This is a genomic window from Breznakia sp. PFB1-19 (assembly GCF_029893935.1).
In the GTDB taxonomy this organism is placed as follows: Bacteria; Bacillota_I; Bacilli_A; order Erysipelotrichales; family Erysipelotrichaceae; genus Breznakia; species Breznakia blatticola.
The window spans coordinates 268,271-283,714 of record NZ_JARXXJ010000001.1 but is presented as its reverse complement, the minus strand read 5'-3'; the positions used below and the strand labels follow the sequence as shown (position 1 = coordinate 283,714).

16 protein-coding genes, 1 riboswitch and 1 other annotated feature are annotated in these 15,444 nt (G+C 33.9%); of the genes, 1 reads left to right on the top strand and 15 read right to left on the bottom strand.

Annotation, left to right across the window (positions count from 1 at the left end):
- The first annotated feature begins 230 nt into the window (after positions 1–230).
- Entirely contained in the window at positions 231–431 is a 201-nt protein-coding gene (locus M2098_RS01290; protein ID WP_134167208.1) for a cold-shock protein, read from the top strand.
- A gap of 61 nt (positions 432–492) precedes the next feature.
- On the opposite strand, the gene M2098_RS01285 is transcribed toward M2098_RS01290, so the two are convergent.
- The 15 genes from M2098_RS01285 to metF all read right to left on the bottom strand — a co-directional run bounded on the left by M2098_RS01285 (position 493) and on the right by metF (position 15,328).
- A complete protein-coding gene (locus tag M2098_RS01285; RefSeq protein WP_280680652.1) occupies positions 493–1,782 on the bottom strand; it encodes a neutral/alkaline non-lysosomal ceramidase N-terminal domain-containing protein in 1,290 nt (429 codons plus the stop codon).
- A 149-nt stretch (positions 1,783–1,931) separates the two neighbouring features.
- The gene (gene metA / locus M2098_RS01280) at positions 1,932–2,843 is read right to left on the bottom strand and encodes a homoserine O-succinyltransferase (RefSeq protein WP_280680654.1); all 912 of its coding nucleotides are present in this window, start codon (positions 2,841–2,843) and stop codon (positions 1,932–1,934) included.
- A 2-nt stretch (positions 2,844–2,845) separates the two neighbouring features.
- On the bottom strand, positions 2,846–4,117 hold the full coding sequence (locus M2098_RS01275) for a PLP-dependent transferase (RefSeq protein ID WP_280680656.1): 1,272 nt from the start codon (positions 4,115–4,117) through the stop codon (positions 2,846–2,848).
- A gap of 36 nt (positions 4,118–4,153) precedes the next feature.
- Positions 4,154–4,387 (bottom strand) — a binding site (T-box leader).
- A 109-nt stretch (positions 4,388–4,496) separates the two neighbouring features.
- A complete protein-coding gene (locus M2098_RS01270) occupies positions 4,497–5,021 on the bottom strand; it encodes a hypothetical protein (RefSeq protein WP_280680658.1) in 525 nt (174 codons plus the stop codon).
- A 51-nt stretch (positions 5,022–5,072) separates the two neighbouring features.
- Complete coding sequence (locus M2098_RS01265) at positions 5,073–5,600, bottom strand: hypothetical protein (protein ID WP_280680659.1); 528 nt, start codon at positions 5,598–5,600, stop codon at positions 5,073–5,075.
- A gap of 4 nt (positions 5,601–5,604) precedes the next feature.
- Entirely contained in the window at positions 5,605–7,344 is a 1,740-nt protein-coding gene (locus M2098_RS01260; RefSeq protein WP_280680660.1) for a hypothetical protein, read from the bottom strand.
- Positions 7,325–7,549, bottom strand: a complete 225-nt coding sequence (locus tag M2098_RS01255; RefSeq protein ID WP_280680663.1) for a hypothetical protein — start codon at positions 7,547–7,549, stop codon at positions 7,325–7,327. Before M2098_RS01255 ends, M2098_RS01260 begins: the two co-directional genes overlap by 20 nt.
- A gap of 20 nt (positions 7,550–7,569) precedes the next feature.
- The gene (locus M2098_RS01250; RefSeq protein WP_280680665.1) at positions 7,570–7,833 is read right to left on the bottom strand and encodes a hypothetical protein; all 264 of its coding nucleotides are present in this window, start codon (positions 7,831–7,833) and stop codon (positions 7,570–7,572) included.
- A 109-nt stretch (positions 7,834–7,942) separates the two neighbouring features.
- Positions 7,943–9,400 carry an alpha-amylase gene (locus tag M2098_RS01245; RefSeq protein ID WP_280680667.1) on the bottom strand — a complete coding sequence of 486 codons (1,458 nt, stop codon included), beginning with the start codon at positions 9,398–9,400 and terminating at the stop codon, positions 7,943–7,945.
- An 84-nt stretch (positions 9,401–9,484) separates the two neighbouring features.
- Positions 9,485–10,153, bottom strand: coding sequence for an MmcQ/YjbR family DNA-binding protein (locus M2098_RS01240; protein WP_280680669.1), 669 nt, complete (start codon positions 10,151–10,153; stop codon positions 9,485–9,487).
- A 60-nt stretch (positions 10,154–10,213) separates the two neighbouring features.
- On the bottom strand, positions 10,214–10,714 hold the full coding sequence (locus tag M2098_RS01235; RefSeq protein ID WP_280680671.1) for a hypothetical protein: 501 nt from the start codon (positions 10,712–10,714) through the stop codon (positions 10,214–10,216).
- A 1-nt stretch (position 10,715) separates the two neighbouring features.
- A complete protein-coding gene (locus M2098_RS01230) occupies positions 10,716–11,147 on the bottom strand; it encodes a DUF4430 domain-containing protein (RefSeq protein WP_280680673.1) in 432 nt (143 codons plus the stop codon).
- Positions 11,148–11,185: 38 nt separating this feature from the next.
- Positions 11,186–11,363, bottom strand: a riboswitch (cobalamin riboswitch).
- Positions 11,364–11,452: 89 nt separating this feature from the next.
- Positions 11,453–13,831 (bottom strand): homocysteine S-methyltransferase family protein, encoded by a 2,379-nt coding sequence (locus M2098_RS01225; protein WP_280680675.1) that lies wholly within the window; start codon positions 13,829–13,831, stop codon positions 11,453–11,455.
- Positions 13,822–14,445: a vitamin B12 dependent-methionine synthase activation domain-containing protein gene (locus tag M2098_RS01220; protein ID WP_280680678.1), complete on the bottom strand. Its 624-nt coding sequence runs from the start codon at positions 14,443–14,445 to the stop codon at positions 13,822–13,824. Before M2098_RS01220 ends, M2098_RS01225 begins: the two co-directional genes overlap by 10 nt.
- Entirely contained in the window at positions 14,438–15,328 is an 891-nt protein-coding gene (gene metF, locus M2098_RS01215) for a methylenetetrahydrofolate reductase [NAD(P)H] (protein WP_280680679.1), read from the bottom strand. The genes M2098_RS01220 and metF overlap by 8 nt, the downstream gene beginning before the upstream one ends.
- Between the last annotated feature and the right edge of the window lie 116 nt (positions 15,329–15,444).

The following is a 15,444-nucleotide window of genomic DNA, read 5'->3' as shown; positions in this document are numbered from 1 at the left end:
CCTCCTTTCAATTGTCCCGAAACATAAAGTCACTTATATTATACCTTGTATCATCTGATTGCAACGAGGTGTTGCAATTAAAAAAATAATTGAGGGATTTTCACTCAAATACGCGAATTCGCTTGTTGTTTTAGATTTAGTGTGTTACAATCCAAGAGTAATGTAAGAAGTAGGTTGGCTTTAGAGTTTCAGTAATACCTCTTATTGTTATAGACAGGAGGTACAACTTAATGGAATCAGGTAAAGTAAAATTCTTCAACGAAGAAAAAGGATTTGGATTTATCACAACTGATGGTGGGAAAGATGTATTCGTACACTACTCAAACATCAACGCAGACGGGTTCAAAACTTTAAAAGAAGGTGACTACGTTCAATTTGACGTAGAAACTGACCCACGTGGTGATAAAGCTGTTAACGTTACATTAGTATAATTAACAATCTAGACGGTTCATAAGAATCGTCTTTTTTTAAGCAAAGAAGCAGTATTGGCATTTAGTCCAATACTGCTTCTTTGTGTTTTTGACGAATTCTTTCTTTGATCTTTTTTACTTTTTCATTGATGAAGTGTACAAATGCTTCCCCTTCACCTTTTTCATAGTAAGTCATTAATGCTTCATAGTATTCCATATCATAGGCACTTTTATCTGGTAAGTAATATGCATATCCATTTGCATAATTTACAACGATACAATCTTCACACTCTAATTTATTTGCTAGTGTGGAGAACATCTCAAATGGCATAAAGATAAAACTGATAGGTCCAAGAACGACAATCGCAAAATGAATTTCTTGTGTTGGTAAACCATCATCATGTTTGATTAAGTTACAAAACATGGTCTCCCCTTCCACAATACTTTGTAGAAAACGAATTTCCATAGGATCTTGTAAGTTATCGGCAATCGCTTGATCTAAATGCTTTTGCGCTTTATCGATTTGGTTTTGGCAAACTTCAAGTGGTGGCAATTCACGTTTTTTCATATCATACGAAAAATGAAGTGCATAAATTTCATCAAGTGGCACTTCACGAGCCTCCACTAGTGATTCTTTAATTGCTGTTGCTACTTTTTTACCTAAACGACGAACCTCTCTAGGAGTACTGCTTTTACGGGTAAAGCGTGTACTAATATTACCCGAAGGTCCATTTAAAAACATTTGGTTTTTGTATTCTGGTAAATGATGTGCAATTCCACCAACTAAATCTGAAGAAATCGCAGTACTTTCCGCACGTAAAATCGTAGGGTGTACAGGATAATGATACAACAAGATTGGATCTTTATCTTTACGTTCAAACTTAAATGTTGTCACTACATTATCAATTGGAATGTATGGATCATGACGACTTGCAGCAACCCCTTCTACTTCTTTTTGGGCTACTGAACAAGTAAACTCACTTAAATCCATAACTGCATTTTTTACAGCACTAATACTATTCACTGCTAGATGACGTAAAAAAGCCTCGTCTACTTCACCAAACAGGTCCTGTAAAGATTTCGATTCACACACTCCTTTTGGAGCAGAATGCGTATGTGTTGCAATAATTTGAATATCACTAAAGTTGTAAAGACGTACTTCCAACTCTCTTTTAAGTTCATTATAGAAATGATAATCTACTGCGACAATATCTAGAGTTAACCATAAATATTGTTTTTTATTTTCTTGAAACACCAATGCTTTTGCATAAAGTGGTGTATCGATTTTCGTTGATACACGCTTACCTAAAAAACCGGCTAATTCAATACCGACCTTTGGTGTAATATCAACTTGGGCAAAGCCTATTTTCATAACATTCACTTCCCTTCTCATCTTTTATTATACCTTTTTTTATACAGTAATGAAAGATAATGAAACTATTGTAACATCATTGTATGAAGTTTTCGTGAAGTTTCATACGTTTTCAGTAAAAATTAAAAGAGATGCATTATACATCTCTATCATTGAATATCATCTACATTATAAGGTGTCTCTTGATAAATAAAATTTAACCAGTTTTGATATAGTAAATTCGCATGTGCTCGCCATGTATAGTATGGCAAACGTTTTGGATCTTCACCAACAAAATAGTTATGAGGTTTTGCAGTCGCAAGACCTTTGTTTGCATCGCGAATATACTCTTTAGCAAGTGTATCTAAGTCATATTCTAAGTGCCCTAAAATAAAGAAGTTCTTTTCATCTTTACTCATTATCATATTTGAACCGACATCGCTCATTTTTGAAAGCACTGTAAGTGCATCACTATTTGATACTTGCACTTCATTGACTCCTGTATAGCGCGATTGTGGACAGTCAAATATTTCATCAAAACCACCAACCACAAAATGTTTTCCTACAAGTTCTTGTTTATAGATGCCAAATAGTTTTTCATCATAATCTACTTTTTCAATACCATAGTGATAATAAAGGCCTGCTTGTGCACCCCAACAAATATGTAAAGTACTTGTTACATTGTGTTTTGACCATTCCATCACTTCACATAGCTCGTCCCAGTAATCAACATCTTGAAATGCGTATTGTTCAACAGGTGCACCAGTAATAATCAAAGCATCATACTTTGTATTTTTCACATCAGCAAATCGTAAATAGTATTTATGCAAATGTGATATATCCGTATTCTTTGATGTGTGTGATTCCATTCTTAGAAAATCGACATCCACTTGTAAAGGTGTTTTACTGATTAAACGCAATAATTGAATTTCTGTTTCCACCTTTTTTGGCATTAAATTTACAATCAACAATTTTAAAGGTCGTATGTCTTGCGACATTGCTCGCTCATTGGATAAAGCGAAGATACTTTCCTGATCCAATGCTTTTTTTGCAGGAAAGTCATCATGTACATTAATTGGCAAAACTAAACTCCAACATGTGTAAGTGCTTGTTCAAGATCTGCAATAATATCATCTGCATTTTCTAGACCAATAGAAATACGCACTAGATTTGCAGGTATATTTGCAGCTTCTAATTCTTCATCACTTAATTGACGATGTGTTGCACTTGCTGGATGTAAGGCACAAGTTGCACTATCAGCAACATGAACTTCCATTTTGATTAGTTTCAAGTTATCCAATAATTTTGCAGCATCTTCACGCCCACCTTTAAGAATGATTGATAATACACCACTACAACCTTTTGGTAAGTATTTTTGTTGGAGGCTGTAGTATTTATTTGATGGTAAACCTGGATAGTTCACCGATTCAATTTTTTCATGATTTTCTAACCACGTTGCAACTTTACATGCATTTTCATAGTGACGGTCCATACGTAAGTGCAATGTGTCAATTCCTAGATTTAAGTAAAATGAATTTTGTGGTGCTGGTGTACATCCTAAATCACGCATCAACTGTGCAAGTGCTTTGGTAATATATGCTTGTTTACCAAATGCTTTTGTATAACTTAATCCATGATATGAAGGATCTGGTTCGCTAATTTGTGGGAATTTTCCATTGTCCCAGTTAAATGTTCCTCCATCGACAATACATCCACCAACAGCTACTGCATGACCATCAAGATATTTCGTTGTTGAGTGCGTTACAATATCTGCTCCAAATTTCAATGGATTACAGAAATATGGAGTAGGAAATGTATTATCCACAATTAACGGTACATCATGATCATGGGCTAACTTACTAAACTTATCAAAGTCTAATACACTCAATTGTGGGTTTGCCAATGTTTCAGCAAATACTGCTTTTGTATTGTCTTTAAGATATGTTTTTAGTTCATCTAATGGTAAATCTTGATCTACAAATGTTACTTCAATTCCCATTTTCTTTAATGTATGCGCAAATAGATTGTATGTTCCTCCATAGATGTTACTACTAGAAAGAATATGATCACCACTATGCGCTAAGTTTAAGATGGCAATAAAGCTTGCTGCTTGTCCACTACTTGTACATAGTGCCCCAACTCCACCTTCTAATTCAGCAATACGTTTTTCAACTGCTGCAGTTGTTGGGTTTGCAAGTCTCGTATAAAAGAAGCCAGGAACTTTTAAATCGAATAAATCACCAACATATTCTGTTGAATCATATGTAAATGTTGTGCTTTGCGTAATTGGTAAAACTCTAGGTTCTCCATTTTTCGCTTCATAGCCACTGTGTAATATTTTTGTTTCTACTTTCATGTGTAATCCCCCTTATAAAACAAAAAAATCTCTCATCCATAGGACGAAAGATTCGTGGTACCACCTATATTCGTATAGCTTTCACAAGACTATACCTCTTCGTGTTCTAACAAACACTATCGCTTTAACGGGCGAACCCGATATACATTTACAAATGCTCATGTATACAACTCCAAGACCATCTTCACTAATTATATCAATGTTCCTTTTCACCACCCAGAACTCTCTAAGAATGACGCCATTAGTTACTCTTCTTTTCTTCGTTTTTGTTTTTTACATTGTAACATATCACTTTTCAGTGTCAATCACGAAATGTATTTTTTTCTTGACAACTAATCAAGTGATTGCTTTCACTCACTTAAATGTTTCTCTATTTTTTCTATCCCTCAGGATTGTATTCTATATCTTCGTACCCTTGTTCTACATACCATTCTAAATAATCAAAGAAACCTTCATGACTCAATCCATATTCTCTATAATATTGGTTTACCCATGCTTCTGCTTCCTTCATGCTTTCAATTACTTCTTCATCACAATCAGTTTCTTCTGTTTCATAATCATATGTACAATATGTAATATCTATTTTCTTATTATTATATAATTCTGCTTCTTTAGCACGACTATTATCAATACTATCAAATATCACAATATTCTTATCCTCTTCATACCTATAATCAATCGAAAATTTTTTTTGCCCAGATCCACGGTATCGCCAATAATATATTCCCAAATCGTTTTTTGGATTGATAGTAACACTTATTGAAGTTGATCGAGTATTAATTGAATCAATTACTACTCCAGCTTTATCCATTTTCTCTTGGTATTTCTCTCCACTGAATGTTTGATTACATCCCATCAACATGCACATTACAACCAATATACTTAAGATTCTTTTGTTACTCATGCCCTGTTATCCCTCTTCTCACAGCACTCACTTAAGTACTTATCCACTTTTTTATCCTTCAGGATTGTATTCTATATCTTCGTATCCTTGTTCTACATACCATTCCAAGTAATCAAAGAAACCTTCATGGCTTAATCCATATTCTCTATAATATTGGTTTATCCACACTTCTGCCTCCTCCATACTTTTAATTACTTCTTCATCGCAATCAGTTTCTTCTGTTTCATAATCATATGTACAATATGTAACATCATTTTCCTTATTACTATATAATTCTGCTTCTTTAGTACTACTATTATCAAGACTATCAAATATTACAATTCTCTTATCGTCTTTGTACTCAAAACCAATTGTAATTGTTTTCTCTCCTACCCCTTGTGATAAACGTCTATAATATACTCCTAAATCGTTTTTTTGATTGAGAGTAATACTTATTGAAGTTGATCGAGTATTAATCGAATCAATTATGACTCCTGCTTTATCCATTTTCTCTTGGTATTTTTCTCCACTGAATGTTTGATTGCATCCCATCAGCATACACATTATAACCAATACACTCAAGATTCTTTTTCTTCTCATAGTATTACTCCCCTACTTTCTTATTCATAAAATTTTCAACTTCAATTACAATGTCTTCAATTTCATTCACATATTCTAAATCGTTATACAAATCGGCTACATCTACTTTAGGCAGTTTAATGTATAATGTCCCATTCTCATTTTCACTGTACTCACAACTAGACAAAGAATTACACATTTTCTTTATTTTACTAAAATCTCTCTCACCTATTTTACTTGTATCAACCCCATACGTTGCTATTGCATCTAACTTCTGATTATAATTCTCTACTGCTGTTCCTGTAGCTTCACTGAGAATAAACTGTGTCTTATCTTTCACTGTTATACACTTCAGATCAAATTCATCTACCAACCCTGAATTAAGTAATACATTTTCTTCTGTAAATCTTGAAGTACTTGTATACTTTCCGTTTTTATACTTTTCTATTTGCTTTGAATCAATTCCATACACATTCATAATATCGGATAATGCAATTGCACCATCTACCACAGTTAGTACTCCTATTTGATCCACAAATCCGACACCATAACTCATTAACCCCAGTAGAGTATCTACCCGATCCATCATTCGTTTATTTTCTACATAATCGATTATCATTTCTTTTTCTCCTAATCGACCATGTGATTTTACTTCAAATTCCACAGAATTGTCATTACCTGAATTTGAATACGATACTCCGGTAAGCAATCCTTTTCCATCTATCTCGTCATATGAAAATAGCGTTTCTGTTCCTAATATACCTCTTAGATCTAACACATAATCTAATTGTATGCTCATTTCCAACATTGCTTCTACTTTTACAAATCGTTTCGCATATTTTTCCCATTCGAAATCTTTGTTGTTTACATTTAGGATTCCTTCTTCTCGTAGTTTATGTTCACTCATAAAAAGTACTAATTGAAATAGTGGTGAAGGTGAATACCCATTCTTCACCTGCGATTTTTCCGTGTCATATATTTGTGTTATGTCATATGGCACATTATATCCATACGTCATAATTAATGGCATTTCACTTTCATCAATGCGAATGATAATATCCGTGATATTCTCGAATTCTTCGCGACTAACGTCACCAATATCTTTCTTGAGTATTCTTTCGATATACTTCTTTCCTTCTTCAGTCAATTTACCATCTACAGCAATGTATTTAGATAAATATGCGTCTTTCGACTCTTCTACCCATGATAAATCAACATCTGTAAACTGCAGTTTTTTAGTATCAAAACTTACATCCTTTACTACTTCGATTCCGCGCTTTAACTGTTGAATGTATATCTCTGTGTGATCATAATACTTATTTGCTTGTATGTCATAATCATAAAGATCATCTATCTTTCTTCTCAACACTCTTAAATTATATTGATATAGTTCTTCAATTCCTGCAGTAAACTGCATTGGCATACTTTCCAATTTTCTCAACATTCCGTTTATACTCATAATTATTGTCTCAATTTCTTCCTCATTAAGATATTGATCTCCGAGCATACATGTATATAGATTTTCAGTACTTCGATTTGATTGAATCAGTTCCTCACACAACCAAATATGAATCTGATATAAATTATAATACACACTCCGTATATAACGTTTATGAGCTGCAAATGCTTGTCCTTGTAATTCTTGATTCACACAAAAAGCATCAATCTCTTTCAATACAGATTGACTAGTTTCTTTCATTTCTCTTAATGCACTATTTAAATCACTGAATTGGTTTTGCATTTCTCTAAGATGGAAGGACTTCATTATCTGTTTCCTCCTCTTTACTTATTTCTCTTTCTATTTCTTCTAACTCTTGACTTACTTTATTCATTGCCCTTTTATGAATATCCAAGCTTTCCTTTGACATATTCCCACTGTCAGTCAAAGGAAATATCTCATAAAGATTTGCAAACAATTCATTGCTTTCCTTTAATAATTCTCTTAGTTCTTCAAGTTTCCCTTTTTGCATATACAACACCTCTTTATTATTCATTTTCCAATTTCTTCTCCAATCTTCGCATCAAGATTTTTAAAGCTTTTGGAAATAGTCTCTACTTTACCCATATCTCTTTTAAAGTAATTATGAATACTTTTGTGTATAGTAAAAGTTTCATTTGCTTGAAATGAAATTCTTTCTTGTGTAGATAGATTAGTAGCAGATGAATATTTTACTTGATTGATAGTTGTTTTTACTTTAGCTTGTAGTTTATTAAGAAAACTATTTATATACTTATGATTAACTCGCACTGACATTCTTTTCCCCTCATATCATTTAATTATATAATTATAACAGTTGAGATTTTTTCGTCAATGTTCGTTTACTTTACCTAAAATTCGCAAAATGTAGTATTTTTTTTATTTTCTACTTAATTTTACTTAGTGCACTTTCATTTACCCAAATGGAAACGGAACCATCATTCACTGGGAATTGAGCACGACCATCTTCTTCAATCACCAGTTTCTCACTACGATTTCCAAGACAATCCACAAAGGTATGACCAGCTTGCATTGCCCCAACACTCATGCGTTTACTTCCACCTTTTGCATTGGTTAAAACAATAGCAATTCCTGAATCTGGATGTTCCAAATCTCCATAACGAGTAAACCCAACAATATCTGGATCATCAAAATAATCCATTTGTGAGCCATACGCTAAACATTCACGCGCTTTGATAATGGTACGAATTGGTGTCTTTACTTCTCCTGTTTGTACATCAAATAAATCGGTGTAAAAAACACAAGGAATTCCTTCATCTCTAAGTAATATCAAACTATATGCCTGTAATTTAAACCATTCCTCTACCCAAGATTCTAAGCTTTGTCCTTGTTGAGTATCATGATTGTCAACAAAGGTAACCGCCCAATCATGTCTTGAAGCAAGTAAGGTTTGATCAAAGATTTTTCGCATATCGTATGTACCATTTGAACTGCTTGCATGGAATAAATTAAAGTGTAAAGGCACATCAAATAGATGCATCATTCCACCACATGAATCTAAGTAATTTTCCAAACGTTCAACTTCTCCATTCCAGTATTCACCTACTGCAAATAGTTCACGTCCAGCTTCTTCATTTCGTTTTTTTAACCAATCGATAAAAAATGAAAATTGAATGTGTTTGACTGCATCAATGCGAAATCCATCCACATGAGTTTGTTCAAGATACCAACGCCCCCATAAATCTAGTTGTTCCACCGTTTCTTTGTAGTCCATATCCAAATCGGCACCCATTAAATAATCATAGTTTCCATTGTCGTGGTCAACTTCACTTTCCCACTGTTTTCCTTCAAATCCCCAAATAGCATTATTTCCTGTGCGTTCATCATGATTCACACCTTTAAAGTTTTTCCATGTCCATGTGTAATCATTATACTTTTGCTGGCGATTTGGAAAAGTAAATTTCGTCCACGCAAGAATACTTTCTGGTTGACTGATAACTTTGTTTCGATTGTTGTCGGCAAAACGTAAGGCTTCTACTTCTTCGGTTTCGTCTGCTCCTAAGAAGTGATCAAAAACAATATCGGCATATACTTGAACATCGCAATAATGAAATGTATCAATAAGGTCATGATATTCTTGTTTCGTTCCATATTTTGTTGGTATACTTCCTTTTTGATCAAATTCACCTAAATCATATAAGTCATAGGTTCCATATCCTACATCTTCGATTCCTTGTGCCCCTTTATATGCTGGCGGTAACCATACACCTGTAATTCCCGCTTCTTTGATCGTATTTGCTTTATCCGCTAAAAAACGCCAATGACTCGCATCGGCTTTTATATACCATTCAAATCCCTGTAAAATTGTTTTGTTTCTCTTCATATTCCCTCATTCTTCGTTTCCTATTATACCCTTTTTTTGACACTAACAAAACTCTAAAGCAAGAGGATATCCATCATAATCAAACTAGAGGGCTAATTCGTAACTTATATCAATGCGACGTTTTATTTCCTCAATAGATACAGAGTCATCAAGAATTATCGTATACCAATGTTTCTTATTCATGTGATAACCAATATGATATCGCTTATAATCAATCAAGTGTTCTAATTCCTCTGGTTTTGCACGCAACCCAATAATTTCTACTTTTTTTGTATCTGCTAGTCCAAGTTTTTGTTTAGAAATACGCATCATTGTTCCAAACCATTTATTACTATCTGCACGACGTAATATCGCATTATCAGAAAACTTCTCCCATAGAAATTCAAGTTCTGCATGATACATTTCACGAACATAATGTAGAATGTCTTGGGCTTGTTGACTATGAAAGATTCCTTGTTCAAAACATGCTTCTTTGATTGCAATAAGCACTGCTTCATATTCACTACGAACCGTGGCAATAAATGCACCACCTTCAATGTTTGCTTCATGTAGGTGATATGGTTCATGTGTATCTACATCGATCAGTTTGGTTTGTACATGACCTTCTATATCAATTTCTACTTCCATTATAAATTGTTCATTTACAATTTTCGTAGTGTATACAAATCTTGAATTTGATTGCACAAATCCATATGGTTCTAATGTATCAAAATTAACTTGTTCATTTTCAAAAATGTAATCGACTCGTTTCATGTATCTATCATATCATGTAGACAGTCACTTGCGTATAAGAAAAGCATGTGCAAGCACATGCTAGAGTTTGTATTTTATACTAAGTTGACCAAGTACTTGGTTTACTTTTGAAAATAGTATTAGCATAATCATAAAATTGGCAATTCCGTGAATTACATCGTATGGAATTCCACGCACATAATATGCAATTCCTGTTTCAAATGACATCATAAAGTATGGAATCGAAAACAAGAAACCAAAACTTAAACCAAATAGTCCGCTAAAAAATGCCCAACGATATTCATCCGTACATATCTTTTTACACAATTTCGTTATACAAACAAGTCCTGGCCAAACCATGAAATAAACAGGTGTCCAAGTTCCTACTCCATAGAGAATCATTTGCAAAAAGCAAAAGAGCACGCTTATAAATAAACATCCACGTAGTTGAAAATGTAACGCATACATAATCAGTAGAAAGCTCACCAATTCGACATTTGGTAGAAAAGCTAACATCTCTTTGGAAACAACAAGTAAAGCTGCACACATTGTGTAAATGACAATACTTTGTACATTACGCATGCTATTCAAAAGCCATTAAAGTAAATGTAAAGGCATCGTTATCAACGATATTTAAATCTTCAGCTGATGGGCAAAAATCCGCTTTTGTACATTGTTCATTTGTATCTGATGTATAAGTCCAAAATGTATTGGCAGTTTTATCTTCTTTATACATTTTTGAGCCACCCATTCCCGTAATATACATTCCATAGTCACTGTTTGTATAGTCTAGTTTAATGGTTTTTTCATCCTTCAATTCTTTTAGTAAATCAGCAAGTGAACTTGCATTAGTTTTTACTTGTTCATTGAAGACTTCTTTGTCATCAGCAACAATTACGACTTGCACTGTTTTTTTACTATCATCTTTGTTGAGTTCGCGATATCCATAGATTCCACCTACAACAGCAAGTAGTAAAACAAGTGCTCCAACTATCAATTTTGTTTTTTTATTCATCTATCTCTCTCTTTCCTTGCTTCAACCCTAGAAAACAATTATAAACATTAGACAATGGCAGGTCTTCTGACTCTACTTCAACAAGTATATCCCTTCCCATGGATTCCACAGTGGTTTGATATACTTTCCATATTACAGCTGCTAGGACAGTTGTAGATTTTCACTACATTCCCTATTCTCCATCTTTAGGATGGCACCATTGAATATAAATTGACATTGATTATTATAGCATGCCAGTCAAGCAATTCGACACCTTCATATAAACAAAAAAAGGATATGGCACGATAATCCATATCTCTTTTGCTTTATCCGATAATTTTTTTCACAATTTTGACTGTAGCCATAGCATCCACACCATAATAGTCAGCATGAATCTCATCTGCGATTTCCTGCGTTAAGACTGCCCCACCAACCATTATTGGACAAACCTCATCATATTGACGTAAGGCTTCAATGGTTTTCTTCATTGAAACAACAGTTGTTGTCATCAATGCAGATAATCCTATTGCTTTTGGCTTATATTTCAAAAATGCATCAACTACACTTTGCACTGGAACATTTTTTCCTAAATCGATGACTTCATAGCCATACGATTCCAATACAACTTTCACAATATTCTTACCAATATCATGAATATCACCTTCCACTGTAGCCATTATAATAGGCCCTTTTTTTGTTGCTGAGCTTCCTTGCATTCTACTTTGGAGTACTTCAAAAGCTACTTTCGTTGTTTCTGCTGATTGAATGAGTTGTGGCAAGAAGATCTTTCCACTTTCATAATCATCACCTACTTGATTTAAAGCAGGAATTACAATATCTTGGACGATATCGAGTGGTTGTTTAGTTTCTAATTCTTGTGTAGCTAATGTATGCACTTCATCTTTTAAGCCGCGTTTTATTGCTTCATATAGTGACATTTGATCAAAACTTTGTGTTGTATTTGTATGATGTTGAATCACTTTCTTTTCGACAGTCACATTTGCTTGATGTGCAATGTACTTTGTACTATCCACATCTTGATTTGTGATTACATTGAATGCATCAATGGTTGACATCAATTCAAAATCCAGCGGATTAATAATTGGCAAATCTAGACCTGCTTGCATCGCCATCGTAAGGAACGTACGGTTTAATAATGGACGATTCGGCAAACCAAAAGATACATTACTTACACCTAGTACCGTGTGATATCCAAGCTCTTTTACCATTTGTAGAGCTCGTAGTGTTTCTTGCACTTCTTTTTGTTGAGCACTTGCAGTTAAAGTTAAACAATCAATAATTACATCTTTAGGATGAATTCCATAAGCTACTGCTTGTTTTATCATATCCTTAGCTATTTGAACACGTTCACTAGCTAATAGCGGAATTTGATCAGCAAGAGTTAAACCAATAACTACTCCACCATACTTCTTAGCAATCGGTAGTATACTATGCATTACTTCTGGTTTCGCATTAATCGAGTTAATTAGTGGTCGTCCATTGTAATAGCGACACGCTTTTTCTAGCGCTTCGGGTGAAGAACTATCCATCTGTAGTGGTAAATTAATCACTTCTTGAATCATTTTCACCACTTTTGTCATGACTTGGCTTTCATCGATACCTGGCACTCCGACATTTACATCAAGAATATCTGCACCAGCTTCTTGTTGGTGAATGGCTTCACGTAATACTTCATCATATTTTTCATCTAGTAGTGCTTGTTTTAACTTTTTCTTTCCCGTAGGATTCAAACGTTCTCCACATACAATTACCTGGTTATTAAAAGTAACCGTTTTACTACCACTAGATACTCTTGTTTTCTTCTTAGCAGGTGTAAAATGCAATCCTAACTCACTTGCTTTTTTTGCTTCTTGAATAAATGCAGGTGTTGTTCCACAACAACCACCAATGATACTGACTCCCATTTCTACAAACTTTTGGACATACATTGCATATTCTTCACTTGTTAAATGATAATGCGTTTCTCCATGTTCTAAGCATGGTAAACCAGCATTTGGTTGTACAATCATTGGAATTCTAGCAACTGCTAAAATTTCTTTGACAATCGGTAATAGTTCTTTAGGACCAAGTGAGCAGTTTACACCAAGTACATCTGCACCTAAACCTTCTACGATATTCACAAATGATAATGGATCTGTTCCGGTTAATGAACGTCCATTTGCTTCAAAGGTCATAGATACAATAATTGGTAAATCACACGTTTCCTTGATTGCTAGTATTGCTGCTTTGATTTCATAAATATCAGTCATTGTTTCCACAATAAATGCATCTACTCTATCTTTAGCAAGTTCTACTTGTACTTTGAATTGTTCGTAAGCTTCATCAAATGATAATGTTCCCATTGGTTCTAATAATTGTCCAATCGGTCCCATATCATAGGCGATATACACTTCACGATTTACACCTATCTTTGCTTGATTTGCATTATCAATTGCATGTGTAATCAAATCTTCTAATTCATACAAGCTGTCTGCCATCTTATAAGGCGAACAACCAAATGTATTTGTACTAATAAAATCAGCACCTGCATCAAGGTATGACTTGTGAATACGAATCATATCCTCTTTACGGGTGATGTTGTATTCTTCAGGAATGTCTCCAGCTTTTAAGCCAATGTTTTGCAGTTGGGTACCCATCGCCCCATCAAAAACGAGAACTCTCTTCTTTAACTGTTCTAGTAACATGTGCTCCCCCTTTTCAAATACTCGCAGTGTTCTTTTTGTGTGCAGCTTTTACACGTCTTCTTTTGTTTATCCATATGTAAACCTACAAATCCAGTCATACTTTTCATTGGCACAAATAAACTGGATGCATCTAATGAAACCCCAATCTTTTTATGCAAATTCATAAGTTTGCATAACTGTTGATTTAATTCTAATGGTATATCACCATACCCAGGTGCATAGCGAAAACTATGATCTTTGCCAAACACTTCATCTTCATATGCATCGCAACAAGCTTCCACATAAGCAGAAGCAACTGCATCAAAAACTACAGCTTTTTGCATATCAAGTGAATGATAATATCGAGTTCTACTATCAATTTTGCTTCCTAAAGTACAAGCGATAATCGCAATTTCTTTGCATGAACCTAATGCTTCAATTAAGTCATTTGCATCTACACGTAAATCAAAGGCACTTAAAATAAAAGGTGCTTGTAACTCACTAATCACATACGTTGCTTTAAAGTGTGAAAGCTCTTTTACTTCTTTCTCGCATGCATCTAATAGTTCAAGAAATGTATCACTCAATTCTTGATTACTATACCCTAAGTATTTTAATGCAGTTTGTTTAATCATAATGATAAAAATCTTTCAGGATATTTGGAATTTGCGCAAAGATACTTTTGGCAATTTCTGGTCGATTCATTGTGTAAATATGAAGTCCATCTACACCATTCGCAATTAAGTCAATGATTTGATTTACAGCAAAACTAATTCCCACTTCTTGCATTGCATCATCGTTGTAATAGTACTTTTCAATTCGTGTAGATAATTCATAAGGTACAGTACATCCACACATTCTTGTTGTTCGTAAAAGTTGTTTTGCATTTAAGGCAGGCATAATTCCCGCAAGAATTGGTACATCAATACCAATTTTACGTGCTTCACGTACTAAGCGATAGTAATAGTTATTGTCATAGAAAATCTGTGTAATTACAAACTTTGCACCTGCATCTACTTTTGCCTTCAACGCTTTTAAATCATTTTCAAAACAATCTGCTTCTTGATGCACTTCAGGATAACAAGCACCAGCCAAACAAAAATCATTTGGAAATGTTTCTTGAATGTGTTCAATCAAATCTGTTGCATATGAAAACTGTTTTGGACATACAACACGATCATCTAAAGGCATATCTCCACGTAATGCCAATATATTATCTACATTACTTTCTTTAAGCTTCATACAAAAATCATTTACATCTTCTTTTGTTGAAACGATACTCGTAAGATGTGCCATCGGTTCGATTCCATAGGTGTTTTTAATCATATCCGCAATTTCTAAAGTTTTACCAATAGTAGAACCACCAGAACCATAGGTTACAGAAATAAAATCCGGATCCAAATCTTTTAGTGCTTCAACCGTTTGATAAATACTTGAAATATCTCCACTTTTATTCTTTGGTGGAAAGATTTCAAATGATAATGTTTTCTTCTTTTTTAATATTTGATCGATATGCATAACGTGTCCCCCTATTACAATTTTGTTTATTATAGCATAAACAATTCTAAATATAGTTATAAAAACAAAGAAAAACACCAGACCAAAATCTGATGTTTTCTTCCATTCATCCATAC